The sequence below is a fragment of the Paenibacillus pedocola genome (assembly GCF_031599675.1).
Classification (GTDB): Bacteria; Bacillota; Bacilli; order Paenibacillales; family Paenibacillaceae; genus Paenibacillus_AQ; species Paenibacillus_AQ pedocola.
The window spans coordinates 4,029,869-4,051,938 of the sequence record NZ_CP134223.1; the positions used below are offsets into that span (position 1 = coordinate 4,029,869).

The window sequence follows — 22,070 nt, forward strand, 5'->3', positions numbered from 1 at the left end:
TTCACAGTTCAAAGAGTGTTAGAAGACGGCTAGTTCCGGGACACAAGTATGAGTATGAATCCTGTCTCCCTGCCGGTTACAATCATCATCCTTTATAGATTATCAAGTGTTCCGCTGTAATATTTCCCTTTTAGAAAATTCTATTGACTTCTTACTTGATTTACGTTAGCTTTCTCACATATATAGTTTAGATTGAAAGGAAACTGCAGATGATTATTCCAACTCCGGAAGTGAATTTCGAAGCTTCTCCCTTTTATAATCCCAGCCTGAAAAATGTCGTCATTCTCGCCACCGGAGGAACGATTGCCGGCAGCGGAGAAGCCCATAAAACCTTAAATTATGAACCCGGCGCCCTCCCGATACAAGATCTGCTGGACAGTGTCCCCCACCTGGAGCGGTTAGCTAATTGCGCAGGAATTCAGGTAAGCAATCTTTGCAGTGCCGACATTACCAGCGATCACTGGCTGACACTTGCTTCAATCATTAATACCTTGGCCCTGCGGGAGGATGTCCACGGGTTTGTGATTACTCACGGAACAGATACTCTGGACGAGACCTCTTATTTCCTGAATCTGGTCATCAAGACGGATAAGCCGGTTATTATCACAGGCTCTATGCGCCCGGCCACGGCAATCAGTGCAGACGGACCGCTGAACCTCTTCCAGTCTGTTGCGCTCGCTGCCAATCCGGACGCTTCCGGACAGGGCGTAATGGTCGTGTTTGCAGAGGGGATCTACAGCGGCAGGGATGTTCAGAAGGTTAACACATTTAAGGCGAATGCTTTTGATGAACGGGATTTCGGCTGTCTCGGATATATGCGGGATGCCCAAGCCTTCTTTTACACCCGTTCTTTGAAAAAGCACACCATAGATGCACAGTTTGACGTCTCCTCCCTGACGGGACTGCCTGAGGTATCCGTCGCCTATTTCCATGTAGATGCCAACCCTGGTATTCTGGATTACCTGTCCACGGTTTCCAAAGGAATTGTTATCGCCGGTGCAGGCGGAGGGATATACAGCAAACCGTGGATAGATAAGGTAGGCGAGCTGAAAAACAACAATATCCCGGTGGTCCGCTGCTCGCGGATTTCCAGCGGGATAACGCTTAAAGATTCTTACATTGACCTCTCTGCTAATTCCATTCCCTGCAACAGTCTGGTGCCGCAAAAAGCACGGATTCTGCTCTCGCTGGCGCTGACACAAACCACACATTATGATGAAATCGCCGCTATGTTCAATGTGTACTGACAGGTAATGCATAAACCCGCCCGTGTGAGTCACGGGCGGGTTTCATTTCGTAAAAAGCTTGGCTGTGCTCAAATTTATTAGAGGCTTCCCGCTCACTCGGTATCTTTCTGTTCTTTTCCAAGCTCCTCCCCGGCCTCCATCTGTGCTCTCGCAGCTGTTGGAATCCGCAGCAGCGGCTTCCGCACTCCTTCTCTGCCTTTCCGGCGCAGTTTCCCTACCGTGTAGACTCCGGCAAAGAACACAACAAACATTACTCCTGCAGCCAGTCCGCCGCCCTGTCCCGGAATCAGCGGCATGCTTGCCAGAATGGCGAGCAGACTGACCATGGCAATCCATGAAGTATACGGATAACCGCGCAAGCCTTGCCGCTGGGTAAGCGAACTGCCCTGCCGTTTCCGCAGCCGGTAATGGCTCGCCATAATAATGAGATAGGAGAACAGCAGCGAGAAACCGCCGGAGCTGACCAGAAACAGGTATACCCCTTGCGGCAGCAGCATGCCAAGACCAAGACCGGCTAACATGGCTCCGCCGGAAATGAGGATCCCCCGGTAAGGGATATCTGTGCGGTCCCGCATCCAGGCCGGAGTGTGCCCTTCCTCCGCGAGTGAGCGGAGCATCCGGCCGAGGCCAAAGACGGAGGCAAGCATCGTCGAAAGAATCGCCGACACCAGCACTATGTTCATCACCGTACCCGTCCAGCCCAGGCCGTAGCGGCTCAGCGCTGTCACAAACGGGCTGATTTGTTCAGATACGGCTGCTGTAGGCAGCAGGAGGAACAAAGCCGTCATGGCCGCGATATATAGCCCTACCAGCAGCAAGAGGGTATAGCGGATCGCTTTCGGGATGGTCACACCCGGGTTCCTTGCTTCTGAAGCAGCGAGTCCGAGCACTTCAAAGCCGGCATAGGTGAACATGACCATCAGCATGCTTCCGGCAATGCCGGCCAACCCTCCCGGCATCCAGCTTTGGCTGCGCAGAACCTGTGTGCCGACTGCCCCCGCCCCCCTTGTCCCTATCCCGATTGCGATACAGACTGCAATGAGGATAAAGGCGGCGATGGCCAGCAGCTTAAAGGCTGCCAGACCGCTCTCCAGTTTGCTGAGCCGCTCTGCCCCCAATAGATTCAATAAGGTTACGCCGATAATGATTCCCGACCCCAGCAGCCCCAAAGGCAGAAACGGGAACCAGCTGCGCAGCAAAATAGACACCGCTGTAGCTTCACTGGACATTGCCAGCACAAGTCCTGTCCAGTATACCCAGCCTACGGTGAAGCCCGCTCCCTTGCCAAAAGCCTGCTCCGTGTAGGTGCGGAATGATCCGGCAACCGGATTGGCAACAGTCATCTCCGATAATGCCGACAGAATAAAATAGACCAGAATACCTCCGATCACATAGGACAGCAAGACAGAGGGTCCGGCTGCACGGATCGCCACCGAGGTACCGAGAAAAAATGAGCCCCCCACTACCGTTCCAAGCGCCAGCATAGTAAGCTGCCATACCGATAAACCCTTTTCCCCCTGTTTCATTAACACAGCCTCCGGTCTTTTTAGCAAAGTATCTGCAATACCCGGGGTTTTTACCCATGATACATCCTATGGTTGTAACAAAATACAACAAAAACCTCCGGTTGGAGGAGCGCCGGAGGGTTAAATTAAATATAGTTATTCAAACAGCGTTACACGGTTTCTGCCTTCCGCTTTGGATTGATAAAGCGCATTATCGCCGAGCTTGTAAATATCTTCTTCCCGGACATGCTCGACCCGGACTGCTGCAACACCAACAGATACTGTAATGATTCCAAACTGCGGGCTCATGGCATGCGGTATCTGCAAATCTTCAATGCTTCTGCGAATACCCTCTGCATAATCACGCGATTGCTTGGGAGTGAATCCGGTGACGATAATACCGAATTCTTCCCCGCCCAGCCGGATGGCGAAGCCATCCGCACGTTCAGCCAGCTCATGCAGCAGTTTCCCTACTCTCCGCAGCACCGAATCCCCTTCATAATGACCATAGGTGTCATTATATTTTTTGAAATAGTCGATGTCGAGCATCAGATAGGTCAGATACTTTTGGCCTGCGGCGGCTTTTTCAACTTCCTCCACGAATACTTTATTGAAATATCTCCGGTTGTAAAGTCCTGTTAATTCGTCGGTAATGGAAATCTGCTCGATTAAGCCAATATATTTGTTTAGCTCCTCGTTATTCAGCTCCAGCTCCTTCGTACGCTCCGCGACGAGCTCTTCCAGATGCTCTTTATGCCGTAAAAGCTCTTCTTCCGCATGCTTACGCATCGTAATATCTTTTACGGTCCCTTGTATAGCCGGCTTATTCATATAGTTGATCAGCGTCACTTTGTGAATCACAATAATCTCGTGCACCTGGTCTTTGTGCAGTAAGCGGGTTTCATACTCAAAGGGTGCAGGCTTGCTCTCCATTCTGCGGTCATAATAATGCATGACCTTTTCGCGCTCCGTCGGACTGAGGAAATTCTCAAACGGCTGCTCCAGCATCTCTTTTGCCTCATAGCCCAGCATCTTGGCCAATGCCTCGTTGGCATATTTACAGGTATAACCCTGGGTAATAAAGATACCATCCTGCAAATTGTTGACCAGCTCACGGTACTTTTCTTCCGAGCGTTCAAGCTCTGAATACAGGCTGGCATTTTCCAGCGAGAACACCATTTCCCGCGACAGCAGATTGATGATCTTCATCCGTTCTTTGGTGAATACGCCTGTTACCAGATTATTCTCCAGATAAATGACGGCAACGGTCTTATTCTGATTAATCAGCGGCATGCAGACCACGGACTTAGGGCGTTGCCTTACAATATAGGGATCATTCACAAACTGTGTTTCAGAGAAAGCGTCATTATAGATCAGTGTTTCTCCGCTCTCCTCTACCTGTCTCAAAATAGCTTCCGGGAGGTTGTCGTAACGTCCCTGGCTATACACGGCGATTGATATTTTACTTTCTCCGGGCTGATATTCACCTTCCACCAGCAAGCCCGAGCCTACTGACATCCGGATACAGCCCCTCTGCGCCCCCGCATTCTTGATGACAATCTCCATGAGTGCCTCCAGCAGGTTATCCAGCTCAATTTCCTTGGAAATCGCCTGGGATGCCATAATCATCGAGTCCAGATCAATACTCTCGGAGTATTCTGATACGCTCCGCCCGTACAGGAACTCTTTCGAATTGATCTTGCGGACGAGGTCCGGATAACGTTCATTAATGAACTCAATTTTCGCCTTTGCGCCCCACACTGAGTAATAATAAACGGATTGTCTGAGCAGATAAGCGGCAAATTCGTTGAAATGCTTACCGTTATAAAATTTAGAAGCCAGTTCGTTGGCAAGTGCCTTATATCTGACGAATTTCCCGTGCTCACTGGCCTGAATTGCCAGGTCATAATAGTATCCCGCCTCATCCTCCCGCCCGAAAATCCGAGACCACTCCGCCTTCATCAGCATTTCATGCTGCCTGAAGGTATCCGGAGCGTGCTTGGCCCATTTGCGGACCCGGCCGAGTTCCTTACGCATTCTGGCCTTTGCCTTCCTCCGTTCACTGGCACTCAGCTGCGGATAACTGTAAGCCAGATTAAGGAAGGTATAAAGGGCGAATTCCTCCATAAAAGCAGAACCGGAAAGTGCGCCAATAATCGGATAAGCTTTGTCGATATACACTAAAGCTTCTTTGTAGCTTTCATAGGTAAACAGCAGCTTCATTTTGTAAATATAGTAAATAGCTATTCCGGAGTTATATTTCGCGAGCTCCAAATCATGCAGCATGTTCTCTTCATTAAATGACTCGTCGCTGAGAGAGCTGCGGTCTTCCATTTCCCCCAGAAGATTGCGGTAATATTGCCGGACCAGCTGAGCTGTCGCCAGTGACTCTTTGTATTTAGTGTTCTCAATCATCGCGATCATCCGGCTGCTCTCCTGCAGATGCGTGACCAGATCCATCTCAGGATTCCATAAATTTACATAGAAACAGGAATGGGCAAGATAAAGTAAATTGCCGGTCCGAAAACTGGCTTCAATCGAAGTCGTAAACCAGTCATGCAAAGTGTCCCACGGCTCTGTCCAGACATGACTGAACAGGGTATATAGGACATGAACTGCACCTCTCCACTGCAGATCGTTGAACTTGTCATTGATCCGGATGCCCAGCCTGCCGAATTCAAAAGCTCCCTTCACGTCGCCGAACCCGGACAACAGCATGGAGTACCCAATAAAGGCAAGTGCCGATTCAGGAGAATTGCCGTATTTCAGGGTCAAACCAACTTGTTTAAGCACAACTAAGCCGAACAGCGAAGTTTCCCCGGAGATAAAGGCCGGCGGGATAAAGTTGATCAGCAGCCGCATGATCAGCAGCATATCCGGGTCTTCCATTTGCCGGGACGTATAAATATCCTCAGGTGTCTTTCCCCGGAGTGCGGCTTTAATCTTCACAAGCTCAGCCAGCACGGTAACCATCCCGACCAGGCGCGGAATTTGGATACCCATCACCTGCAGACCCTGTCTGCCGGAAGCAATCGATTCCTTCATCATTCCCAGATACATATAATGATTGGCCTGCATCTCATAAATTTGCGCGCGGTCCCGTTTATCGGATATATGCTCAAGCAGCACCGCGCATGCGGCATCTGCTTCCGCGATATGATGGGTTAAGTAGCCGCATTGTGCCAGCAGCGCGTAAAGCTCGGCTGCCGGAATGTCATTATTTTGCCAGACGTTGTCCGGCAGCTGCGGCAGCACCGTTTCCAGCAGTGTATAAGCTGAATCATAACCGAAGGCCGCCTTTGCTTTACGGGCTGCCTTCAGGTTAAGTCTTATCATCTCGTTCATTTCTGCCCGGTCACTGATTAATTCCAAGCCTTTATTCATATGAGCCGCTATATCAACGATAAACTCTTCCGCTTCCGACGGTGCCAGATTCTTCAGCATCAGCCGGCCGATGCTAAGATGCAGTTCTTTCATTGTATCTGTGTCAATCATCTGGTAGAACGATTGCTGGATCCGGTCATGGGCAAACCGGAAAGAGACTGCCGCCTGCAGCAGAGGCTCATTATCCTTCTCGTCCAAATAACCGGAGAACAGGGCATAGCCCGAATCTGCCGGAACAATGAGCTCCTCCTCAACCGCAGCAGCAATAGCCCGGGTGACAAAGCTCTGCGGCTCTTCGCTGATCAGTTTCAGCATTCCGAAATTAAACACATTCCCGATGGCAGCGCTCAGCATCAGAATCGAACGGACCTCTTCAGGTAAACTGTTCAGCTTCATCATCAGGAACTCGACCACATTGTCATTGACCGGTAATTTTAGAATCTGGTCCAGCTGCCAGCTCCAGATCCCCTGTCTCTCGTCAAAATGTAAAAGCCCGTTACGATATAGCTCTTTGAGCAGCTCGCTTACAAAAAACGAATTGCCCTTAGTCCTTTTGTAGATGACTTCCGCAAGCATATTCACCCGCTCCGGCGGACTGTAAAGAGTATCGGCAATCAGGCTCTGCACATCATGGGTAGCCAGCGGCTCCAGAGCGATGACGCCTACATCCCGGCTTTTCTCAATTTTGGCTATGGAGGTAAACAGCGGGTGCCCCTCATGAATCTCATTTGCCCGGTAAGAACAGACAATGAACAGTCTGCACAGGTGAGGATCAAGCATTAAGCGTTCAACAAGCTGCACACTCGAGAAATCAGCCCACTGCAAATCATCCAGAAACAGGACCAGCGGACGTTCATTCAAGGTTATCCCTTCGATAAATTTGGCAAAGGTTATAAAGAACCTGTTAGTTTCCTCTGCAGGATTAAGCGGCTCCATCTCACGCTGTTTACCAATCCATCCGTCCAGCTCTGGAATCAGTCCGGCTATGACCCTTCCGTTCCCGTCCAGGGATTGCGCTAAAGATTGCCTAATCTGCTGCTTGTATTCCTTGTCAGGGGTTTCCAGCAGTTGGCTGATCAAACGGCGGAAGGCCTGAATAATCGCACTGTACGGAATATTGCGGTTATACTGGTCAAATTTCCCTTCGGCAAACAAGCCCTTTTCCTCACTGATTGACTTATGGAGCTCATGCACCAGAGCCGTTTTACCCATCCCGGCCTCACCGGTTACCAGCATGAGCTGCGACTGGCCCCGGACACTATGCCGGAAAGCATGCACGAGCCTTGTCAGCTCCTGATCACGGCCGTAGATTTTTTGCGGAATCCTGAATATATTGAGCCGGTCTTCGGCCCCGATCACAAAATCCGTATTACCATCCAGCACCTTCTTCAAATCAGCCTTGATCCCATAGGCGCTGCGGTACCTTTCTTCGGACGATTTGGCCATCAGCTTCATGATGATACCTGACAGCCCGTTGGAAACCTTGCCGCCGGTTAACTGATGGGGCGGAATTGCTTCCTTGGCAATAATGGAATAGATCTGCTCCAGCATTTCCTGCTTTACAAAGGGTCTGCTACCGGTCATGAGCTCGTAGAGAACGACGCCCAGCGAGTAATAATCGCTCCGGTAATCAATATTGCGGTTCATCCGGCCGGTCTGCTCGGGCGATATGTACTGAATGCTCCCCTCCAGCACCCCGCTATTCTGAAATTCCCGCTTCTCTTTGGGCAGCTTCACGGCCAGATCGAAATCGATCAGCCGCACTACGTCCTGCTCCCTGTTCCAGATGATATTGGAAGGTTTAATATCCTTGTGAATAACATTCTGTTCATGCACCGCACCGAGTATGTCCACTATCCGGATGGCCAGCTTCACAAGAGCTGCCTGATCCGGCGGATCCTCTTCCATAATCTGCTTGAGGGACCGCCCGTGGATATCCTCCAGCACCATAATATAATAGCCGTTTTTTTCTTCAAGCTTACGGGGTTTGATTACGCCTTCGATATGTTCACTGAGCTCCTTCAGCAGCCTGTATTCCTGCTTAAACCGCATAACCGCCTCAGGCCCGGTAAATTCGGATTTCAGTACTTTTAAAATTACCGTTTCCTCTGATATCGTATCTCCGCATCTGTATACCGATTTCGTATAATTGTCGGAAATGGTCTCCAGAATTAGATAGTTGTCTAACGTAATCATACCCATTCCACCTTTAGCGAGTGTCTCCCGTTAATTCAAAATCAGCATCAAATTTAAACACATAAGCGGCAATGAGCCACACAATCCAGCAGTTCACGCCAAAAAAGAGATATCCGTAATAGCCCAAAATCGGCATCTCCGAGAAAATATGAATTTTGTCCAGATAGGGTACAGAATATTTCCAGTAATTGGGGTTGGTGGGCAAGGAGTCATGGAACCACTCACTGCCAAAGTTCCAAAACTCCCAGAAAAATCCGTTACACAGGGTGGCTAATGCGATCAGGATAATCCTGGACCAGTCACCAATCCTGATCGGTGTAAAAGGAGTCCAGTAACCGCAAAGCGCCATCGCAGCCGAGAGCATAGGCACAAGTGCTACCCATAGCACCCAGAACAGCAGATACGGATAATAGCCCATACCAAAAGCCAGAAACATTCCAATGATAAAGTAAATAATCAGCAGCGTTCTGCTGACGTTTATTTTAGGACCGTTCCTGTACCGCTCACTAAGCGTTTTGAATGTCTTCAGCAGCAGATACCACTCAACGATCGCCGGAAGAACAGTAGTATAAGATAAGGAAAACCAGAACACATTGCCAAAGTTAGAGAAGACATTTTCATTCGGATAATACCAGTTCTCCATCACAAAAAAATTAAGGTATTCAAAGGCAAACCAGCTGAAGCAGGACACAACGGCGAGCAGCTGCATTAAATGTGGTTTACGGGAAATGATGGAGTTCCCGCCTGTCCGCTTGAAGACCAGTCCGTCCAATATCAGTATAAAGGACCACCATAGCGGGACAAAGGTATAATTCTCCAGCGGCACAAATAATCTGATCCGTGCCCACATCAAAAACCAGCTGACCGCAAGAACAGGCAGGCTCCACCAGAACCACACAGGAAAAGCTGCTCTAGCCGGCTGGGGCTGCGGCTCCTGCGGAAGCTTCCTAAAACCGAATATACGCGGAATAACGAGCACCAGCGTGATGAACACGGCGACTATACAAGCGAGTGTAAAATAAAGCAGGCTGAATCCGGGATCCGCTTCAACCTGTTGCGCAGGGAAAACACCATAACCGGGTGGAAGGCCTCCCCATTTAGTCAAACTGCCGAATAAGGGCAACAGGAAAATCAAAACAAACGTTGTGATTAAGAATAATGGCTTATGTTCTTTTTTCATGAAATCCCCTTTGATAAGTAAATTAAAAGTCGAATTTTGTTGATTCCGCTATCTATTCGATACGGCTCCAGATTATTCCTGCTTATATTTTCCTGTGTTTCTGCAAAAAAGTCCCCGCGAAGGCAAATGAAATAAGCAAAATGTCCCGGAAGCCAAAAAGAGGGCTACCGGGACACATTAAAACTTCGAGCAGAGCGATCCTGTACGTGATAATTATTCAGATTTCAAAAATTGCTCCAGCACAGCCACGATCATCTCATGGTCTTCTTCACCGGATAATCCGGAGACGGAGATTGTCCCGACCGGCCCGACATTCCGGATCAACACCGGGAAGCATCCGCCCTCTGCCGCATATTCCATCGGATCAACGAACGCGTTGTCCTGAATAGTGGTGTTCCACGATTTATACAACACATTCATATAATAAGAGCAGTGCCCGAAATGGTTGACGACGTTGATCTTGCGGGCGATCCAGCGGTCATTGTTCAGTCCTGTTTCATCCATTTTGGCATGGAACAGCACCTGCCCGTTTTTTCGGATATCCACTACAATCAGTTTCCCCAGCTTGTGTGCTCTTTCCAGAATGGCATTGCCCAGCTCTATGGCCGTCTGGTTTGTAAATTTTGTGAACTGAAAATCCTGCTCCTGCTGGAGAATCTGTTCCAATAACGAGCTGTAATCTTCCAAATTGCAGCACTCCCTTTGGTTATTTAAAGATTCATAACAAGTGAATCTCCTGATACTCAAGCTTGATTAACGGCAGCCCCAGAAATGCGGCATATGCTTCAGCAGCGGAGAGGAGCTCTGCCCGGCTGTATTCTTGCAAAGGTTCAAAAGGAATAAGCAGCAGTTCGGCGCCCTTCTTCTTAATATTCCGTTTCCAGGTGCCAACCACTTGTCCTTCTGACACAATCACAGGCAAAAACATTCCGTTGTTGCCCGGCACGATCCGCGGTGCGAGCTCCGGCTCAAGCACGGCGCTGCGGTCCTTATAGCCAAGGATATATTCATCGAAGCCGGGTAGCAGATGGACACCTGCAGGATGTCTACCGGCAGCGGACGGTATGTCCGGCATCCAGTATTCGCTGCCTCTGATCACCTCGGATGCCAGCCCAGCCCTTACCGCCTCCAGCCCGGCTCTGGCCTCCGTAACCGTGAGTCCGGCCCACCAGGCAAAATCATGCACAGTAGCAGGTCCCCGGGTGGTAAAGTAGCGCAGCGCCAGCTCAGCCAGCGATTCCTCATAGGACAATTCCCGCGACTGCGGCACCCATTCGTCCAGCAGTACAAAGGTCTGCTGCTTGCCCGCTATAGGGCCAAAACAGATTAGTCCGTTAAACGCGCTATGCCACAGGATATGATAACCACGCTGGCCTGCAGTGCTGATTCCCTGTTCCTCAAGCAGGTTTAGCAGTTCAAGCCTGGTGAGGCATTTACCGCCCTTTAATGCATGATAGATTAGTTTCCTGCAGCGGCCTAGTATTTTGTCATCCAGTTCAAGCTGCGCCAGCCGGCGTCCGGCTTGTCTAAGCAGCCGCGGTGCACTCAGCTGAATCATCCATTTCACGTCTTCCGGCGGTGCAAAATGAAGGGTTCCCCGCAGGCTCCAGGTTAGCAGAAGATGCCTGCCGGCAATCGCCTGCTCCACACCGGCCAGCCCTGCGGCAGGCGTACGCAGCCCGATGGCCCAGGCGGCCTGCATATAATCCTGCGCCTGCAACGCGCCAAGCGCGCGGACAACCTGCCCAGGCTCCAAAATGGCAGAGCTGGTAATATGCTGGTTCAACAGCCGGAGTCCGGCAATCTCCCTGTTCATTTCGGCTCCCCTCCTCTGCTGATCCCTGTAAGCTGCAATAGTTCCGCCAGCTATGATCAATGGTACTTTCCTCCAGTATATTGAACAAGTCTGCTGATTGTCTATCAGGAATCCCCATAGTATGATTTACAATATCTTACTTTAAGCGAGGTGCTTCTCCTGCAGCAGTTTATGATCGGACAATATGGAGGCTTTGATGAGAAGAAATATCTTAAAGATTTCCGGAACGGATTTTATGGTATCGAAGCATGTTTATTTGCCTCCCGGGAGGATGCCGGGCTGTTAATCGAAGCAGCCCGGAGCAGAGGGTTTCAGATTGGCGTTCATTTTCCGTTTCGGGCCAATACTGAAAGACTGCGCGATCCGCTGGTTCTCGCCGGTGATGACAAGGTGCGCTATGAAGCTTTTCAGCATATCCAGGAGGAGCTTGAATATCTTACCTCAGTTCAGCCGGAGTACGTGCTGTTCCATTACCCGAAACCTGTAATTCTGGATGAGCGGGTGAACTGGGCGGGTTGGCGGTTCGGAGACAGCCGGGAATTCATTCATGAACATGAAATTACAGCTGAGGAGTTGACCATACGCACGGCCCAGCTGTTCGAATGGCTTGACAGGCAGAGCCGCAAGTATCAATTCATGCCAGTCCTGGAGTTCGACGCCATTAGCAGATTGATCTACGAGCATGATTTCTTGGAGCAGCTATTGATTCAGTATCCACGGATCAGGTTGTGCCTGGATACCGCCCGACTGTTTCTGCAGGACAAGCTGGACCCCTTTTTTGACGCCACAAAAATACTCGGCACCTACTCGAAATATGCAACATTGATTCATTTATCCAACGTACAGATTACGGATACCGTGCAGAACAGCCATTATCCGGTGCTGCCGGAATTAAGTGTCGATCAGGGCTGGGCACCGGTTGAGGAATACTTGCGGATCATCCGTGCAGAAAACCCTAATGTCAAAATCATGTTTGAGCACCGCTCTGATCTGATTACCCCGGAGCAGCTGGAGTGCTGTTATACATGGGTTGACGGAATTCTGAATGGTCCCTGAGATCAGCCCGGCTCATTTCCCTGTTTACACATTCGTACAACCAGTCCTTCAAGCGAACGCAGCCTCCATTCCTGTTCTGTGGCAAATTCCGGCTGCGTATGCTCACCGCTCTCCAGCTTGTATTTACGGATGCAGTATGCCATCTCGATGCAGGCCATTACAGCGTCCCTGGCATGAAGATTGGCTTTTCCATGATGATCCAGCGTGGCTTTTGCCGCTTCTGCGGTAATATAAACTTCAAACCCGCTGTCTATGAGCGTCTTGAAGCTGGTATGTAACTTGTCAAAGGCCTCCGGATCGCTGCTCTTCAATTTCAGCGCTTTCCAGCCGTATCCGGGATATACCTCATACAGACGCGAGGAAGTCTCTTTATAGGGCTCGAAGGGATAGACCGAAGCAGCCCCCCGCAAATTGTACAGCAGCTTACGACCGCCGTAGAGCATCGCATGCATGGCTATGGGAGTCGAGGATACAGGGCTTTTGGCATCTACCGCGGTGTCCGTCTCCCGGAGATCCCGGCTGTTTTTACCGCTATGTATTTGACCAAACCGCTGTTTAAATTGTTCTCTTGTATCCTCATATGCCCCTTGAATGAACCTGTCCCAGGAAGAAGCATATTGGCGCTCTAAATAATACTTTGGTACAGAAAAGGGAAAATCCATCCCCCACGGGGCTCTGCTCGTTTGGATATAATGGTATAAATCGAGCCTGTCCTCGCAGCTGTACACCTGATTAACCGTGAAGCTCCCGGCGGCCAGACTGCCGGAGGCGATGAATATCTTCCCTTCCGGATTCTTCGCCCCGCTGAAATCGCAGCCGTAAACCGTCAGTGACTGCCCCTGCTCATTCATCTAATCCCTCCTGTTTAAGAAGTTTACATAATTGAATATTCTATCAAAAGAGAGAATATTTATCTTTGGACAAGGCCATGATACAATATGGAAATCAAGTGCCTTCCTTAATTTAGCATATGAGGAGTGAAGCGTGTGTCAGTTGATGTTTATATGAATTTCAATGGGAACTGCCGCGAAGCTGTTGAGTTTTATGCAAAGGTATTTGAAACTGGAGCTCCCCAAATCATGACCTTTGGCGAAGCGCCGCCGAATCCTGATTATCCGCTGCCGGAAGAAGCCAAATCTTTGGTGATGCATGCCAGACTGAACATTGACGGCAGCAATGTGATGTTCTCCGATGTATTTCCCGGAATGCCTTTTACCGTAGGTAATAATATCAGCCTTACTCTAGTCACTCCTGATGAAGCAAAAGTCAGAACCTGGTTCGATCAGCTGAAAGAAGGCGGTTCGGTTACCATGGAGCTGCAGGAGACCTTCTGGAGCAAAAGCTACGGCAGCCTGAAAGACAAATTCGGCATTGATTGGCAGATCAGCCTGGATAACGGAGAAAACGGAATGTAAGCAGCTTAGCTTGAAAACATATTTTCAAATACAGAGGATACAGCAATCTTGGCAGGGATACGATCACTGTCCAATGAATCTATATCCTCTTTTGTGCATGTTGGTATAGATTAAGTAATGCGCTTTCAGTGCGAATTGTGGTTTAATAAGTGTACACTGCTAACCAATTCCACTGTAAAGGAGACTAGTCATGGAAATATCCGCTTTCCTGCTGCCTAAAGACCAGGTCGCATTCATCACTTCCTCGATCTCTATGCTTGAGGCGATGCAGCAATTGGAACAGCATTATTATTCGGCCATTCCAATTATTGATGAAAACAATAAATACGTTGGAACCTTGGCTGAGGGAGACCTGCTATGGAAACTCAAGAATACAGAGGGGCTCAGCTTTGAGAATATGGGTCAGGTTAAAGTAAGTGACATTCAGCGCCATGTGCATAATGAGAGCGTAGAAATCAACGCTCAAATGGAGGATATGCTGACGCTCGCCGCAGACCAGAATTTCGTACCGGTCGTCGATAGCACGGGTGTCTTTCTAGGAATTATCCGCCGCAAAGATATTATTGAATATTACACACGGAATATAACGGACTAACCGCCACGATAGGAACAAGGCCCTCCCTGCAGCCAGCAGAAGGAGGGCCTTATTTGTAACTCAGAATCCGTGCTGTCCATAAAATTGCAAACTATAGAACCCAGCAGAACGCTGGATTGATATTTACAGTTCCGTCAGGATAATCGTTCCCTGCGGCGTAATTGCCAGAGTGTGTTCATACTGAGCAGAGAGACCGCCGTCAATGGTCCGGGCTGTCCACCCGTCTGCATCCACCTTTGTCCGGTAGCTGCCGGTATTCAGCATCGGCTCGATGGTGAACACCATGCCTTCTTTCAGGCGCGGACCTTTGCCTGCGGGTCCATAATGCGGCACCTCAGGCCCTTCATGCATCTCTGAACCGATGCCATGGCCGATAAAATCGCGGACCACGGAGAAACCGTTCGATTCGGCATACACCTGAATTGCATGAGCAACATCACCGATCCGGTTACCGGCGACTGCCTGCTCAATGCCCTTGAATAAGGACTCCTTGGTCGTTTCCAGCAATTTACTGGCCTGCTCACTGATTGTCCCGACAGCATAGGACCAGGCGGAATCCGCCAGCCAGCCGTTCAGGTTGACGACCATATCGATCGTTACAATATCTCCATCTTTCAGCGGCTCTTTTTTGGGGAAGCCATGACAAATTACATCATTCACAGAAGCACAGGTGGCATAGGGATACCCGTGGTATCCTTTTTGCTCCGGCGTCGCCCCATGAGACAGGATGAATTTTTCAGCGAACTCGTCAATTTCCCACGTTGTGATTCCGGGCTGTATAATTCCGGCAATCTGCCGGTGGCATTCGGCAAGAATTTTACCGGCCGCGCGCATCTTTTCAATCTCTTCCATCGTTTTCATGATGATCATTTCATTCGCCTCTTCTGTACAGAACACATTACTCACTATAATGGCTCTTGAATATGTTTTTTTGGTGCTCCTCTATATTATGTAAGAAAACTGCCGGAAATCCAAATTCATTCTGTGTTTATTATCAATTTCCCCGGTTTTGCATAAAATAAGACAGTGCAGGGATGTAAGGAGGGATTTCAGAATTTCATGACCAGGAAGAAGAAACACCGCCCCAGAAACTCCGGAATAACCGTTCGGCTGCATCCTAAAACCCGAATACTTCTTGCTAAAACGGTAGTAAGCGCGCTCCGAAAGATGAATACCACGCAGCCTGAAGCCCGCAGAGAACTTCCGTCGATTTCAGGATTCGTTGATCATAAACAAATACGGATTCTGATGGTATCCTCCCTGACCGGAGAATCCATGTGGCAGGTGGAACAAATGATTGCCGAGCAGTTCCGGCTTCTGGCGAAAGAACTAATTTCCATCAAAGCTTTTCAGAGCTTCTCTTCAGCGCTTGTCCAGCTTAACCCGGATCTGCTGCTGGTTGTAGGGAATGAAGAATCTTTCTCCGGTACAGATCTGGAGATCATCGCCAAGGCTCCTTTGAAGAAAGCGATCTGGCTCTCCGATGGAGCGTTTACCAGTGAATCCACCGCCCGGCTGGTTGCATTATTCGATTACGTCTTTACCCAGAACACCCTTCATATTCCCTTTTATCAGCATTCCGGCTGCAAGGAAGTCCGCTACCTCCCTTTTGCCGCCGACCGCAGCCTGTTCTCTCCGAGATCCGTGAATGCGGAGTACAGATCCTATTTACTTCTGCTTGGTGACGCCAGGGGAGCCGGTAAAGAATACGCGGAGAAGATAAAGCACTTGTTCGCTATAAAAAAAGTAGCTGCTGCCGGTATAGGCTGGGAGGAGTATCCAGGACTAAAGGTGCTGGCACCTGATGCTGAGCTGCAGGATTACTACAACGGTGCGGAACTCGTCATCCATTGGGGCGGTCTTACCGCTAAGGTCTTTGATATCGCTGCCTGCGGGGTTTTTCAGCTGGCTGAAGGCCATCCCAATATTTATGAAAATATGAATCCAGGTGAGGATATTGTCATCTTTCATACTGCCGATGAACTGCTGGAGAAGCTGCACTATTATTCCAATCATGCGGATGCCAAAAGAGCGATTGCCAGCCGGGCCTTATGGAAGAGCACGTATGATTACTCTTTTCTGCAAATGGCTACAAAGCTCCTTCATACCATATTTAACTATTCATAAAGCATTCCTGGGCAAGATTAGCTGGCCTGGAACTTCGCCATGCAGGAGGTATGTAAGTTGAAGCTCATCGCTTTTTTATTGCCGCAATTTCACCGCATTCCCGAGAATGACCAGTGGTGGGGTGAAGGCTTTACGGAATGGACGAATACTAAAAAGGCGGTCCCGCTTTATCCCGGCCACCTGCAGCCCAAGGAGCCGTTTGAGCAGTATTACTATGATTTGACGGATAGGGCAGCGAGGAATTGGCAGGCAGAGGTAGCGAAAGCCTATGGTATTTACGGGTTCTGCTATTATCACTACTGGTTCAAGGGTAAACCTCTGCTCGAACGTCCATTTAATCAGGTCTTAACCTCGGGTGAGCCGCAGTTTCCGTTCTGCCTGTCCTGGGCCAACGAATCCTGGACGCGTAAATGGGATGGCGGAGACAACGAACTTCTGATCAGACAGGAATACGGCGACGAAGAGGACTGGGAAATTCATTTTTACGAACTATTAAAGGCATTTCGTGATGAGCGGTATATCAGGATCGATAACAAGCCTGTGTTTATCATCTATAGACCGGGGAAAATCCCCCGGTGTGATGAAATGCTTAACCTGTGGAACCGGCTGGCAGTCAAGAATGGCCTGGACGGAATTTTTTTTGTCAGAACATTGGGAGGATTTGAAATTCCCAGCCAAAACGGGTTTGATGCGAGCGTTGAGTTTGAACCGCATTATACCTTTGCCCACGGAGACACACAACGTCTCTGGCATTACATGGATCTCGGCGGTAAAGAACATCTTGTATTTGATTATGATCAGGCATGGCTGTCGATCCTGAACCGCTCCCACCACAGAAACGGTGAAAAAATATTCCCAGGAGCCTACGTCAACTGGGATAATACACCTCGTCTCGGTGAACGGGGACAGAGCGCTATAGGAGCCTCTCCGCGCAAGTTCGGCTGGTACCTCACCAAGCAGATTGGGCGGGCGAAATCCCTCTATCAAAGCGATTATCTGTTTATCAACGCCTGGAACGAATGGGCAGAAGGCGCCTTTCTTGAGCCTGACCGCCGGTATCAGTTCCGCTATCTGGAGGAGGTCAAGAAGGCACTGGAGCAGGCAGGAGCTTTCCCTGCCGTGGATTCTGAAACTTAGTCAAGCCAGCTGGATGGCAAGACTGGGTGTGCCGCTGCTGACATCAATAAACAGCACATAATCAAGTCCATCCGTGCCTTTTAACATAAGCCCCGGCTGGGACACTGCACCAGTAGCATAGAATCTTATCTGCTGCAGGCTTGCGCCTCCGGCCGGCAGAACCGGCTGATTACTGGACCCTACACGATAGTTGGACCAGAGACTGCCTCCGGCATCTACATCTGCCCCTGTTACAAGACTATTAACGATAGTCTGATTGCCGTTAACCTGTAAATCGCCCTGTATCGTTTCACTGCCGTTAACGTTCAGGTGCTGCTGTACCGTCTCGTTTCCGTTAACTTGAAGATCCTGCTGTATTGTTTGGTTGCCAGTAACCAGTACATTGTCAAAGGTTGGCAAGGCTATCATCCCTTTCAATTGTGTTGCTATAGTATATGTATCTTCTGGAAGATGGCTATAGTACAACCATCCAAGTTTACATTTATGGGATAGGAAAAGACACAACAAAGAACCCGTCCTCCTCGTGGGAGAACAGGTTCTTTGTATTATAGGATTACTTGTGGAAATTCAGGCCTGAGGTAACAGCTTCTACGTATCCGCTGCGGATCACAAAATCCCCAAAATGCTCCCCGGTTCTGCGTTCCTTGGCATATCGCTGAATGATCGGCTCCAGCGTCTCCAGTATTTCCTGTTCACCGATATTCTCCTTATACAGCTTATTCAGCCGGTCGCCGGCAAAGCCGGCTCCCAGATACATATTGTATTTGCCCGGGGCTTTACCGATGAAGGAGATTTCACCGAGGGCCGGTCGTGCACAGCCATTCGGGCAGCCGGTCATCCGGATGACAATCTCCTCATCGCGCAGGCCTGCCTTGTCGATGATCAGCTCCAGCTTATCCAGCAGGACCGGAAGATACCGCTCTGCCTCTGCCATCGCGAGGCCGCAGGTCGGCAGGGCCACACAGGACATGGCACTGCGCCGCAGAGCAGAATGATGCGCCCCGTCCGTCAGGCCATATTGCTGCGCGAGCTCGGCAATCCTGCGTTTCTTGGCACTGCTCACACCACCGATGATCAGGTTCTGGTTCGGCGTAAGCCGGAAATCTCCGGTGTGAATCTTCGCAATCTCACGGAGCCCGGTCATCAGCGGATAACCTTCCTGATCCTGAATCCGGCCGCTCTGGATATAGAGGGTCAGATTCCATTTGCCGTCGTATCCTTTCACCCAGCCGTAACGGTCTCCGTTATGGTCGAAATGATACGCGCGTGCTGCTTCAAGCTCCCAGCCCAGCCGGTGATGCAGCTCGCCTCTGAACCAGTCCAGCCCGTGACGGTCAATTGTATATTTGAAGCGGGCATTCTTACGGACCGAGCGGTTGCCGTAGTCTCTCTGGATGGTCACGGTCTTCTCGGCCACATCAATCATCTGCTCCGGCCGGACGAAGCCGATTACCCGTCCAAGCTGAGGATATGTGTTCGTATCGCCATGTGTCATACCCATGCCTCCGCCTACGGAGACGTTGAAGCCGGCCAGCTTGCCGTCTTCCAGAATGGCGATGAAGCCCAGGTCCTGGGAGAATACATCGACATCGTTAGATGGCGGCACCGCCAGGCCAATCTTGAACTTACGGGGCAGGTAGACCGGTCCATAGATCGGCTCGACCTCTACATCTGCCTTGCTGTCCACAACCTTCTCTCCATCCAGCCAGATTTCGTGATAAGCCGGCGTCCGCGGGGCCAGGTGATCGCTAATTTTGCGGGCCCACTCATAGACCTCCGTATGAACCTCCGACTGATACGGATTGGGGGAGCTCATTACGTTACGGTTGACATCCCCGCAAGCTGCGAGTGTAGTCATGAGTGTATCGTTAATGGTCTTGATCGTTTTTTTCAGATTCCATTTCAGCACACCGTGCATTTGAAAAGCCTGTCTTGTCGTCAGACGAAGCGTCCCGTTTCCGTATTTATGAGCCAGCTCATCCATCACCAGCCATTGTGCAGCCGTTGCCACTCCGCCAGGAGCTACAACCCGCAACATAAACTGATATGCCGGCTCCAGCTTGGAACGTTCGCGTTCGCTGCGCAGGTCCCGGTCATCCTGCATGTAGCTGCCATGGAATTTCAGCAGACGGTTGTCGTCCTCCGGCAGTCCGCCTGTGATCGGATTGCGCAGGGTTGCTTCGAGCGCACCGCGCAGGTAGTTGCTCTCCTGCTTGATATGTTCAACATCGCTTGGCGGCCCGCCGATCGGCTTCACCGCTGATTCATTATTTGCCACGATTGATCGTCTCCTTCCGCTTCCATCCGCTGCCCTTAATATACATCGCGCTGATAGCGCTGTTCTTGTTGCATGTTATCCAGATAGGCTGCAGCGTCACTAGGGCTTAATCCGCCTTCTTCCTGAATAACGGTAACCAGTGCCGCGTGGACATCATGGGCCATATGCTTCTCATCACCGCATACATATACATGTGCGCCTTCCTTCAGCCAGGCATACAGCTCCTTGCTGTGCTCAAGGATACGGTGCTGCACATATACCTTCTCTTCCGTATCGCGGGAGAACGCCACATCCAGCTTGTTCAGCACGCCGTCCTTCAGCATCCGCTGCCAATCCGTCTGGTAGAGGAAGTCGGTCACGAAATGGCGGTCGCCATAGAACAGCCAAGTCTTGCCGCCAGCGCCCTGCTCTTCCCGTTCCTCCAGGAAGGAACGGAAAGGTGCAACCCCTGTTCCCGGCCCGATCATAATCACCGGAACATCGGGATTCGCCGGAAGCTTGAAATTCGGATTACTCTGAATGTACACCGGCAGTGTATCGCCAGGCTGTACCCGTTCTGCGCAGTGCACCGAGCAGACGCCGTATCGTTCACGGCCATGGGATTCATAACGTACCGCCCGAACCGCAAAATGAACCTCATCCGGATTGGCGTTAAAGCTGCTGGCAATCGAATACAGTCTTGCAGGCAGCTTGCGCAAAATGGTTACAAAGCTGCGGGCGGGAACCCCCCAAGGTGCAAAATCAACAATCAGATCAAGCAGGTCACGGCCATGGATATAGGCCTTCAGTTCTGCCGCAGCTTCCGGAACGAGCAAAGCATGCAGTCCTGCAGCAGCGGTCAGCTTCGCCGCCTGTTCCAGCAGCGGTTTCGTCAGTACGGTGATTTCGTAGTGGCGCAGCAGCGCTTCACGCAGCGTCCCCTCTTCACCTTTCTTATTTAACGGAACGGATTCGTCAGGATTCCACCCCATAGCGGCTATAATATCTGCCACCAGCTGCGGGTGGTTCTCAGGATAGACCCCAAGAGAATCGCCTGGTTCAAAGCTCAGATTGGAGCCGGCAAGCGACAGCTCGAGATGCCTTGTCTCGCGGTCGGAGCCGCGTCCGTTCAGATTCAGATTCTCCAGCACTTCTGCGTGGAAGGGATGATTGCGGGAGTATGGTGAAGCAGGTGCATCTGCTGTCTCAGCTGCCTCTACGGCTGCATCTGCGATCGCTGTCACATTCTGCGGGCCGTTCAGCGCGCTGATGACCTGCTCGAACCAGTCTGCAACCGCCTCATCATAATCCAGATCGCAATCGACACGCGGACTGAGCCGCTGGCCGCCCAGCTCTTCCAGCCGCTGATCGAAGTCTTTACCGGTCTGGCAGAAGAATTCATAGGAGGTGTCGCCCAGGGCAAGTACCGAGTAACGCAGCGATTCCAGCTGAGGCGCTCTTTTGCTGTACAGGAATTCATGGAAGGCCCGGGCATTGTCCGGCGGTTCACCTTCCCCATGGGTGCTGGCCAGGATAAGCAGATTCTCGACTTTTTTGAGTGTATTTGTTTTGAAGGCGTTCATCGCCGCCACGGTTACCTGGAAGCCTTGCTCCTCTAGCTTGCGGGACAGGCTGGACGCCAGCCGCTGGCAGTTTCCGGTCTGGGAGCCGAACAGTATGGTCACCTCACGGGATAATTGGGGTGCTACCGCTGCAGAAGCAGCTGCTGCATTCTGAGAGGCTGCCGCAAGCACCGGCTGCTCACCGGCTGCCGGGACCAGGTTTGTAGTTCCCCGCAGAGACATTGCGGATAAGTATCCGCCAAGCCAAATCTGCTGCGATTCCGTAAGTGTAGGCAGCAGCCGGTTCAGAAGTTCAACCTGGCTCTCGCTAAACGGGCTGTTCGTAACTTGTAGTTGCACCAATATCGACCTCTCCTTAGCAAAAAAATCTTCTACTCTATTAACATCATGAACTCAGGCTAACATAATTATAAGAAACCTTCAACGAGTTGCCGATTCACTAAATTATGGCATTATAGGTATTTAATGAAATAAAACGCAAAAAAGCCGCTTAAATCATAGTAAATAACTCCGATTTAAGCAGCTTCATTACATTTAATGATAACTTGCATTAGATAAAATGATATAAGAAT

Annotated in this window: 16 protein-coding genes; 6 read left to right on the forward strand and 10 right to left on the reverse strand. The window is 50.3% G+C overall.

Annotated features, from left to right (window positions below; translation table 11 throughout):
- Positions 1-209: 209 nt before the first annotated feature.
- On the forward strand, positions 210-1,247 hold the full coding sequence (locus QU597_RS17845) for an asparaginase (protein WP_206100721.1): 1,038 nt from the start codon (positions 210-212) through the stop codon (positions 1,245-1,247).
- A gap of 92 nt (positions 1,248-1,339) precedes the next feature.
- On the opposite strand, the gene QU597_RS17850 is transcribed toward QU597_RS17845, so the two are convergent.
- From QU597_RS17850 to QU597_RS17870, 5 genes are all read right to left on the reverse strand, one after another.
- Positions 1,340-2,773, reverse strand: a complete 1,434-nt coding sequence (locus tag QU597_RS17850; protein ID WP_310829203.1) for an amino acid permease — start codon at positions 2,771-2,773, stop codon at positions 1,340-1,342.
- Between the two features lie 135 nt (positions 2,774-2,908).
- On the reverse strand, positions 2,909-8,332 hold the full coding sequence (locus tag QU597_RS17855) for a diguanylate cyclase (RefSeq protein WP_310829204.1): 5,424 nt from the start codon (positions 8,330-8,332) through the stop codon (positions 2,909-2,911).
- Positions 8,333-8,345: 13 nt separating this feature from the next.
- Positions 8,346-9,512, reverse strand: coding sequence for a small-conductance mechanosensitive channel (locus tag QU597_RS17860; RefSeq protein WP_310829205.1), 1,167 nt, complete (start codon positions 9,510-9,512; stop codon positions 8,346-8,348).
- Positions 9,513-9,725: 213 nt separating this feature from the next.
- Positions 9,726-10,199 carry a heme-degrading domain-containing protein gene (locus tag QU597_RS17865; RefSeq protein WP_310829206.1) on the reverse strand — a complete coding sequence of 158 codons (474 nt, stop codon included), beginning with the start codon at positions 10,197-10,199 and terminating at the stop codon, positions 9,726-9,728.
- 31 nt (positions 10,200-10,230) lie between these two features.
- Entirely contained in the window at positions 10,231-11,328 is a 1,098-nt protein-coding gene (locus QU597_RS17870; RefSeq protein WP_310829207.1) for a winged helix DNA-binding domain-containing protein, read from the reverse strand.
- 171 nt (positions 11,329-11,499) lie between these two features.
- On the opposite strand from QU597_RS17870, the gene QU597_RS17875 reads away from it, so the two are divergent.
- Positions 11,500-12,384, forward strand: a complete 885-nt coding sequence (locus QU597_RS17875; protein ID WP_310829208.1) for a sugar phosphate isomerase/epimerase — start codon at positions 11,500-11,502, stop codon at positions 12,382-12,384.
- Positions 12,385-12,386: 2 nt separating this feature from the next.
- On the opposite strand, the gene QU597_RS17880 is transcribed toward QU597_RS17875, so the two are convergent.
- The gene (locus QU597_RS17880) at positions 12,387-13,235 is read right to left on the reverse strand and encodes a hypothetical protein (RefSeq protein ID WP_310829209.1); all 849 of its coding nucleotides are present in this window, start codon (positions 13,233-13,235) and stop codon (positions 12,387-12,389) included.
- Positions 13,236-13,370: 135 nt separating this feature from the next.
- Between QU597_RS17880 and QU597_RS17885 the strand changes: the two genes are divergently transcribed.
- Together QU597_RS17885 and QU597_RS17890 are read left to right on the forward strand one after the other, a co-directional pair.
- Complete coding sequence (locus tag QU597_RS17885; protein ID WP_310829210.1) at positions 13,371-13,799, forward strand: VOC family protein; 429 nt, start codon at positions 13,371-13,373, stop codon at positions 13,797-13,799.
- Between the two features lie 190 nt (positions 13,800-13,989).
- Positions 13,990-14,394 carry a CBS domain-containing protein gene (locus QU597_RS17890; RefSeq protein WP_310829211.1) on the forward strand — a complete coding sequence of 135 codons (405 nt, stop codon included), beginning with the start codon at positions 13,990-13,992 and terminating at the stop codon, positions 14,392-14,394.
- Positions 14,395-14,517: 123 nt separating this feature from the next.
- Here QU597_RS17890 and map read toward each other — a convergent pair whose 3' ends face one another.
- Positions 14,518-15,264, reverse strand: coding sequence for a type I methionyl aminopeptidase (map, locus tag QU597_RS17895; RefSeq protein ID WP_310829212.1), 747 nt, complete (start codon positions 15,262-15,264; stop codon positions 14,518-14,520).
- A 297-nt stretch (positions 15,265-15,561) separates the two neighbouring features.
- On the opposite strand from map, the gene QU597_RS17900 reads away from it, so the two are divergent.
- The gene (locus tag QU597_RS17900; RefSeq protein WP_310829213.1) at positions 15,562-16,521 is read left to right on the forward strand and encodes a glycosyltransferase family protein; all 960 of its coding nucleotides are present in this window, start codon (positions 15,562-15,564) and stop codon (positions 16,519-16,521) included.
- A gap of 57 nt (positions 16,522-16,578) precedes the next feature.
- Positions 16,579-17,658, forward strand: coding sequence for a glycosyltransferase WbsX family protein (locus QU597_RS17905; protein WP_310829214.1), 1,080 nt, complete (start codon positions 16,579-16,581; stop codon positions 17,656-17,658).
- Here QU597_RS17905 and QU597_RS17910 read toward each other — a convergent pair whose 3' ends face one another.
- From QU597_RS17910 to QU597_RS17920, 3 genes are all read right to left on the reverse strand, one after another.
- Positions 17,659-18,066: a hypothetical protein gene (locus tag QU597_RS17910; RefSeq protein WP_310833349.1), complete on the reverse strand. Its 408-nt coding sequence runs from the start codon at positions 18,064-18,066 to the stop codon at positions 17,659-17,661.
- Between the two features lie 145 nt (positions 18,067-18,211).
- Positions 18,212-19,936: an assimilatory sulfite reductase (NADPH) hemoprotein subunit gene (gene cysI / locus QU597_RS17915; RefSeq protein WP_310829215.1), complete on the reverse strand. Its 1,725-nt coding sequence runs from the start codon at positions 19,934-19,936 to the stop codon at positions 18,212-18,214.
- Positions 19,937-19,971: 35 nt separating this feature from the next.
- Complete coding sequence (locus QU597_RS17920; protein WP_310833350.1) at positions 19,972-21,837, reverse strand: assimilatory sulfite reductase (NADPH) flavoprotein subunit; 1,866 nt, start codon at positions 21,835-21,837, stop codon at positions 19,972-19,974.
- Positions 21,838-22,070 lie beyond the last annotated feature (233 nt).